This window comes from Paraburkholderia susongensis, assembly GCF_900177725.1.
Classification (GTDB): domain Bacteria; phylum Pseudomonadota; class Gammaproteobacteria; order Burkholderiales; family Burkholderiaceae; genus Paraburkholderia; species Paraburkholderia susongensis.
In genome coordinates this window covers 1-1,286 of record NZ_FXAT01000032.1, presented here as the reverse complement: position 1 = coordinate 1,286, position 1,286 = coordinate 1, and the positions used below count along the sequence as shown (strand labels likewise).

1 protein-coding gene and 1 pseudogene are annotated in these 1,286 nt (G+C 65.3%); one reads left to right on the top strand and one right to left on the bottom strand.

Going from position 1 to position 1,286, the window contains the following annotated elements; all coding sequences use genetic code 11:
• Positions 1-929 (bottom strand): annotated as a pseudogene (locus tag B9Z01_RS34550) (hemagglutinin); the annotation flags it as partial.
• 31 nt (positions 930-960) lie between these two features.
• Here B9Z01_RS34550 and B9Z01_RS37040 point away from each other — a divergent pair.
• The coding region (locus B9Z01_RS37040; RefSeq protein ID WP_420814758.1) for a hypothetical protein at positions 961-1,286 on the top strand (326 nt) is incomplete at its 3' end.

Genomic DNA, 1,286 nt, shown 5'->3' with positions numbered 1-1,286 from the left:
TTGCTGTTGGTCGTGCTCAGGCCCGACGACAGCGAACTGGCCGTCGTCGACGTGGACGTCGACAGCGAAGCCACGTTGCTGTTGGTCGTGCTCAGACCCGACGACAACGAGCTGGCCGTCGTCGACGCGGACGTCGACAGCGAAGCCACATTGCTGTTGGTCGTGCTCAGGCCCGACGACAGCGAACTGGCCGTCGTCGACGTGGACGTCGACAGCGAAGCCACGTTGCTGTTGGTCGTGCTCAGGCCCGACGACAGCGAGCTGGCCGTCGTCGAAGCAGACGTCGACAGCGAGGCGACTTGCGACGTCGCTGTACCCGTGACCGTGGACAGCGACGACAGCTGGCTGTAGTTCACCGCGTCCGTCGGGTTGGTGCCCGCGGCAACGTTGGTCAGCGTAACCGGCGTGGTCGAACCCGCACCGCCCAGCGTGACCTTCGTGTGGCTCGGATCGTCATACTGGACCGAGTTCGCGATGCCCGTCGAGGCCGAGGTCGACAGCGAAGCCACGTTGCTGTTGGTCGTGCTCAGACCCGACGACAGCGAGCTCGCCGTGGTCGACGCGGACGTCGACAGCGAAGCCACGTTGCTGTTGGTCGTGCTCAGGCCCGACGACAGCGAGCTGGCCGTGGTCGACGCGGACGTCGACAGCGAAGCCACATTGCTGTTGGTCGTGCTCAGACCCGACGACAACGAACTGGCGGCCGTCGACAGCGAGGCCACGTTGCTGTTGGTCGTGCTCAGACCCGACGACAACGAGCTGGCCGTCGTCGAAGCAGACGTCGACAGCGAAGCCACATTGCTATCGGTCGTGCTCAGACCCGACGACAGCGAGCTGGCCGTCGTCGACGCGGACGTCGACAGCGAAGCGACTTGCGACGTCGCTGTACCCGTGACCGTGGACAGCGACGACAGCTGGCTATAGTTCACCGCGTCCGTCGGGTTGGTGCCCGCGGCAACGTTGGTCAGCGTAACCGGCGTGGTCGAACCCGCACCGCCCAGCGTGACCTTCGTGTGGCCCGGATCGTCATACTGGACCGAGTTCGCGATGCCCGTCGATGCCGAGGTCGACAGCGAAGCCACATTGCTGTTGGTCGTGCTCAGACCCGACGACAGCGAACTGGCCGTCGTCGACGCGGACGTCGACAGTGAGGCCACGTTGCTGTTGGTCGTGCTCAGACCCGACGACAACGAACTGGCGGCCGTCGACAGCGAGCTGGCCGTGGTCGACGTGGACGTCGACAGCGAAGCCACATTGCTATCGGTCGTGCTCAGGCCCGACGACAG